This window comes from Rhodopseudomonas sp. BR0C11, from assembly GCF_010820945.1.
Taxonomy (GTDB): domain Bacteria; phylum Pseudomonadota; class Alphaproteobacteria; order Rhizobiales; family Xanthobacteraceae; genus Rhodopseudomonas; species Rhodopseudomonas palustris_H.
Genome location: NZ_QTKI01000303.1, coordinates 1 through 6,065, shown reverse-complemented (window position 1 = coordinate 6,065; position 6,065 = coordinate 1). Strand labels below are relative to the sequence as shown.

The 6,065-nt window shown below is 65.3% G+C and carries 4 protein-coding genes; 2 read left to right on the top strand and 2 right to left on the bottom strand.

All coding sequences use genetic code 11. The features are described 5' to 3' along the window. Window positions 1-2,675 (bottom strand): efflux RND transporter permease subunit (locus DYI24_RS19405; RefSeq protein ID WP_164573468.1); only part of this gene is annotated, 2,675 nt, incomplete at its 3' end. Between the two features lie 127 nt (window positions 2,676-2,802). Further along, a complete protein-coding gene (locus DYI24_RS19400) occupies window positions 2,803-3,999 on the bottom strand; it encodes an efflux RND transporter periplasmic adaptor subunit (RefSeq protein WP_164573467.1) in 1,197 nt (398 codons plus the stop codon). A 198-nt stretch (window positions 4,000-4,197) separates the two neighbouring features. Between DYI24_RS19400 and DYI24_RS19395 the strand changes: the two genes are divergently transcribed. Both DYI24_RS19395 and DYI24_RS19390 read left to right on the top strand, forming a co-directional pair. Beyond that, entirely contained in the window at window positions 4,198-4,785 is a 588-nt protein-coding gene (locus DYI24_RS19395; RefSeq protein ID WP_164573466.1) for a TetR/AcrR family transcriptional regulator, read from the top strand. 136 nt (window positions 4,786-4,921) lie between these two features. Beyond that, a partial coding sequence (locus DYI24_RS19390) for a GGDEF domain-containing protein (protein WP_164573465.1) occupies window positions 4,922-6,065 on the top strand: 1,144 nt, incomplete at its 3' end.

Below are 6,065 nucleotides of genomic sequence, written 5' to 3'. Positions count from 1 at the left end.
ACCAGCAGCAGCGCAACCGGGAACACGATCAGCGACGAGTTCCCGGCGATGATCTCCTGGTAGGTCAGCTCGGTCCATTCATACGAGGTGCCCTTCGGCAGCGTCTCCTTGGCGACACGCTCGATCGCGGCCTGCGCCTGCCCGGTCGAAAAGCCGGGTGCAGCGCCGCCGCTGAGGTCGGCGGTGAGGAAACCGTTGTAGCGCATCGCCCGCTCCGGCCCGGCGCTTTCCTTGACCCGCAACAGCGTCGACAGCGGAATCATCTCGCCGGAGTCCGAACGCACCTTGAGCTGGCCGATATCGTCCGCCCGGGCCCTGAACTTGGCGTCGGCCTGCACCCGCACCGAATAGGTGCGGCCAAACTTGTTGAAGTCGTTGACGTAGAGCGATCCGAGATAGATCTGCATGGTCTCGAAGATCGACGTCACCGGCACGTTGAGCTGCCGGGCCTTGGTGCGATCGACGTCGGCATAGAGCTGCGGCACGTTGATCTGATAGCTGGTGAACAGCCCCGCCAGTTCCTTCTGCGCGCTTGCCTTGGCGATGAACGCCTTGGTCGCCTCGTTGAGCGCCTCGTAGCCGAGCCCCGCGCGATCCTCGATCTGCAGCTTGAATCCGCCGATCGTGCCGAGCCCCGCCACTGGTGGCGGCGGGAACATGGCGATGAACGCATCCTGGATGCCGGCGAACTTCTTGTTCAGCGACAGCGCGATCGCATTGCCGCTCAGCGACTTGTCCTTGCGCTCGGCGAAGTCCTTCAGGCCGATGAAGACGATGCCGGAGTTCGACGAGTTGGTGAAGCCGTTGATCGACAGGCCGGGAAACTGAATCGAGTTCTCGACCCCGGGCTCTTGCTGGGCGATCTCGCCCATCCGGCGGATCACGTCCTCGGTGCGGTCCAGCGTGGCGCCGTCCGGAAGCTGCGCGAAGCCAACCAGATATTGCTTGTCCTGCCCCGGCACGAACCCGCCCGGCACCGCGTGGAACAGATAGAACGTCGCGCCGACCAGCAGCAGATACAGCCCCATGCCCGCTGCACGGCGCGACACCACGCGCCGAACGCCGCCGCCATAAGCCTCCGAGCTGCGGGTGAAGAAGCGATTGAAGCGAACGAAGAACCAACCGAGGGTCTTGTCCATCGCTTTCGTCAGCGCGTCCTTCGGTGCGTCATGGCCCTTCAGCAGCAGTGCGGCGAGCGCCGGCGACAGCGTCAGCGAATTGAAGGCGGAGATCACCGTCGAGATCGCCACCGTCAAGGCGAACTGCTTGTAAAACTGCCCGGTGAGGCCGGTGATAAACGCGAGCGGGACGAACACCGCGACCAGCACCAGCGCGATCGCAATGATCGGCCCGGTCACCTCGCGCATCGCCTGATAGGCCGCTTCCTTCGGGCCCAGGCCGCGTTCGATATTGCGCTCGACATTCTCGACCACGACGATGGCGTCGTCGACCACGATACCGATTGCCAGCACCAGGCCAAACAACGTCAGCGCGTTGATCGAAAAGCCGAACACGTGCATCACCGCGAAGGTGCCGACCACGGACACCGGCACCGCGATCAGCGGGATGATCGACGCGCGCCAGGTCTGCAGGAACAGGATCACCACCAGCACGACCAGTGCGATCGCTTCGAGCAGCGTGTGGATCACCGCTTCGATGGAGGCGCGGACGAACTGGGTCGGGTCATAGACGATGTCATAGGAGACGCCGTCCGGCATGTTCTGCTTCAGCTCCTTCATCGTCGCGCGGACGTTGTCGGAGATCTGGATCGCGTTCGAGCCCGGCGACTGGAAGATCGGCACCGCCACCGCGGACTTGTTGTTGAGCAGCGAGCGCAGCGCGTAGTCGGCGGCGCCGAGCTCGATTCGCGCGACATCGCGCAGCCGAACCACCTCGCCGTTGTCGCCGTTCTTGACGATGATCTCGCCGAATTCCTCTTCGGTCTGCAGCCGCCCCTGTGCATTGACGGAGAGCTGCAGGTCGAGCCCCGGCTCGCCCGGCGAGCTGCCCACCTGCCCGGCTGCGGCCTGGACGTTCTGCGCACGGATCTCGCGCACCACGTCGGCTGGCGACAGGCCGCGCTCGGCGACCTTCTGCGGATCGAGCCAGACCCGCATCGAATAGTCGCCGGAGCCGAACAACTGCACTTGGCCAACGCCGGGAATCCGTGCCAGACGATCCTTGACGTTGAGCACCGCGTAGTTGCGCAAATACGTCATGTCGTAGCGGTCGTTCGGCGACATCAGGTGCACCACCATGGTGAGGTCGGGTGCGCTCTTGATGGTGGTGATGCCGAGTGCGCGGACCTCCGCCGGCAGCCGCGGCTCGGCCTGCGAGACGCGGTTCTGCACTAGTTGTTGCGCCTTGTCCGGATCGGTGCCGAGGCGGAAGGTGACGTTGAGCGTCATCTTGCCGTCGGTGGTCGCCTGGCTGCTCATGTACAGCATGTTCTCGACGCCGTTGATCTGCTCCTCGATCGGCGTCGAGACGGTTTCGGCGATCACCTTCGGGTTGGCGCCGGGATATTGCGCCGACACCACGATGGTCGGCGGCGCCACCTCCGGATATTCGGAGATCGGCAGCACCGGCATCGACAACAGGCCAGCGAGGAAGATCACCGCCGACAGCACGCCGGCGAAGATCGGGCGATCGATGAAGAACTTGGAGAAATTCATGGCTGTGATCCGCCGGTTCGCCCGCACACGAGCGCAATGATCCCTGCACGGCGGACGGGACGTCTGCCGCGTGATGTCTGACGAGAAGAAGGGGTTCGGCTCCGCCTTGGCGGCGGAGCCGCAACGGTTAGTTCTGAGCCACCGTCTTGTTCGCGGCGGCATCCATCGCCACCGTCTCAGGCTTGATGGTGACGCCGGGACGGACCCGCTGCAGGCCGTTGACGACGATGCGCTCGCCGGCCTTCAGCCCGGACGCCACCACGCGCAGGCCATCGACCGACGCCCCGAGCGTCACTTCGCGATATTCGGCGTGGTTCTGGCCATCGACCACCATGACGAACTTCTTGTTCTGGTCGGTGCCGACTGCGCGCTCGCTGACCAACAGCGCTGGCTCGGGCTTCGGCTGCCCCATCGATAGCCGCGCGAACTGTCCGGGCATTAGCCGGCCATCGGCATTGTCGAACATGGCGCGCACCCGCACCGTGCCGGAGCGCGGATCGACCTGATTGTCGATGAACTGCATCTTGCCTTTCACCGGTGCCCCACCCGCAATCGTCGTCATCTCGACCGGGATGCGTTCGATGGCGCCCGGCGTTCCTTCATCAGCGAGCGTCTTCAACGCGCGGGTCACAACCTGCTCATCGGCATTGAAGCTGGCATAGATCGGATTGACCGAGACCAGCGTCGTCAATAGCGGCGAGCTCGGACCCGCGGCGATCAGATTGCCGACGGTGATCTCGACCTTGCCGACCCGACCGGAGACCGGGGCGCGGATTTCGGTGTAGCTGAGGTTCAGCTCAGCGGTCTTCAGCGCCGCCTCGGCGGATTTGAGGTTTGCCTCCGCCTCGCGATAGGCGTTGAGGCGGTTGTCGACCTCGCGCTGGGTGATGCTGGAGCTGGAGAGCTGCTGGCTGCGCTCGACGTCGGCCTTGGTGAAGACGACGCGCGCGCGGGCCGCCGACAATTGCGCCTGGGCCCGATCGACCTCGGCGGCGTACAGCGACGGGTCGATCCGGACCAGCAAGTCGCCCTTGTTCACCAGGGCGCCTTCCCGGAACTGGATCTCCTGGACGGCCCCGGCGACCCGCGAGCGGATCTCCACGCGCTCGATCGCCTCGAGCCGGCCGGAGAACTCCTCCGAGGGGGTCGTGGCCTTGGCCTCGACCAGTGCCACCGATACCGGCACAGCGGCCGGCGCCGCCGCAGCCGTTTGCGCCTGCGCGGCTCCGGTGCGCTCCATCAGCACCGCGCCGCCGGCGAGAGCTACCGAAGCCGCCACAATCCCGGCACCCAGCGCGACATTTCGACCAATCTTATTCGCCATGATGACTCCCGTTCAACCATAGCGGGCTTGCAAAAAGCCCAGCAACTTCAGTAACCCGTGGGTGCGATGCAGTTGGCGAGACGCCTCTCGGACCATGTTGCGACGCACATATCCATACCGTCCGGTATAGATGGACTATCGACATCCACTGTCAAGAGACTTATCTACCGGTCGGTAGAAATCTCTGGAGATCCAGCCATGGCCCTGGGACGCCCCCGCGAATTCGACGTCGATGCGGCGCTCGACCTCGCTTTGCATGTGTTCTGGCGCAAGGGGTACGAAGGCACCTCGATGACCGACCTCACCGAGGCGATGGGGATCACCAAGCCGAGCCTGTATGCGGCGTTCGGCAACAAGGAAGACCTGTTCCGGAAAGCCCTTGACCGCTACGTCGACGGCCCTGGCGGCTACTATCAGGCCGGCCTGCAGAAGCCGACCGCGCGCGAAGTGGTCGAACACATCCTGCACGGCGCGGTCGACGCTATGACCGATCCCAGCAACCCCGGCTGTCTGGCGGTGCAAGGCGCGCTGTGCTGCGGCGAAGCGGCGGAGACGATCAAGCAGGAACTGGCCGCCCGGCGCGCCAAGGGCGAGCAGGATCTGCAGGACCGCCTCGCCCGCGCGATCGCCGATGGCGATCTGCCAGCCACCGCCGATGCCGGCGATTTGGCGCGCTACGTTGCGGCGATCCTGCAGGGTATGGCGGTGCAGGCGGCGAGCGGCGCCTCCTCCGATCAGTTGCGCAAGCTCGCCGACATGGCACTCCGCAACTGGCCGCCCGTGTAACACCAGGCCGGCGCAGCGGTTGCGAAGACCCCTGGCCGCTCCACCGCAAACATTTCATTAAGGATACGCCCACCCGGCTACCAACGTTGGGCGCAGTTGCTATCGCTTATTAGGAACTGTCTACGATGTTGCGACTATGCGCTTTCCGGTGTTGTCCCGTTTCCTGCATCCCGACCCGCGGATTCGCCGCGAGCTGGTCGAATTGCTCTACACCTCGCTGCCACAAGTGGCCGCGATCGGCGTCACTTCCGTCACCGGAGCCTTGGCACTGACGGTGATCAGCGGCGATCCCGGCTACGCGGTGATCACGCTGTGCATCTTCGTCATGGCCACCGCCCGCGTGGTTTCACTCCTGCGCTACAAGGCGCGCGCCGCGCAGTTCACCGATGCCGATGTGGTGCGCTGGGAGCGTTTGTACGGCGCCGGCGCCACCCTGTTCAGCCTCGCGCTCGGCGCGCTGTCGTTCCGTGCGCTGCAACTCGGCGACGGGCCAGGCGCCTGGGTGTCGTTCGGACTGTCGATGTCGTACTGCGTCGGCATGGTGTCGCGCGCCGCGATCCGGCCGTGGATCATTCTCACCGCCTCGGCCGCTCTGCTGACGCCGATCATGATCGCCGGAATGATGCGGCCTGAGATTGCCTATAACATCGGCGCCGGCATGCTGGTGCTGTTCTGGCTGACCCTGCGCGAAGCTTCGAAGCATCTCAGCGCCGCATTCACCGAGCGCCTCGAAGCCAAGCACCGCCTGGCGCGCCAAGCGACGCACGATTTCCTCACCGACCTGCCGAACCGCGCCGGCTTCCTGCAGGCGCTGTCGGGAATGGCAGGACACTTCGCCGTGGTGGCGATCGATCTCGACGGCTTCAAGCCGATCAACGATCGCCATGGTCATCACACCGGTGACGATCTGCTCCGCCAGGTCGCCGAGCGGCTGACCGCCTGCGTCGGCGCCGAGGGCGTCGCCGCACGGTTCGGCGGCGACGAGTTCATGCTGCTGAAGCCGGTCGCGAGCGCCGAACAGGGCCGTGACGAAGCTCTGGCCTTGGCCCGCAAGGCGGTGTTCGACCTGTCGATGCCGTATCTGTTGGGGGAGCTGCCGGTGTGCATCGGTGCCAGCGCGGGCATCGCCGTCAGTCATGCGACGCTGGCTGGGATCACTACGGCGCAATTGCTCGAACGTGTCGACCGCGCGCTGTATGTGGCGAAGCGTGCCGGCGGCGGTTGCGCCTGGGCGGATGGTGAAGTCGAGCAGTCCTGCTGCCCGCGCAGCGCGCCGTTTT

Bases quoted from the DNA above. Each gene is read 5' to 3' on its own strand.
- DYI24_RS19400 (WP_164573467.1), bottom strand. From the start codon at position 3,999: ATGGCGAATAAGATTGGTCGAAATGTCGCGCTGGGTGCCGGGATTGTG.
- DYI24_RS19395 (WP_164573466.1), top strand. From the start codon at position 4,198: ATGGCCCTGGGACGCCCCCGCGAATTCGACGTCGATGCGGCGCTCGAC.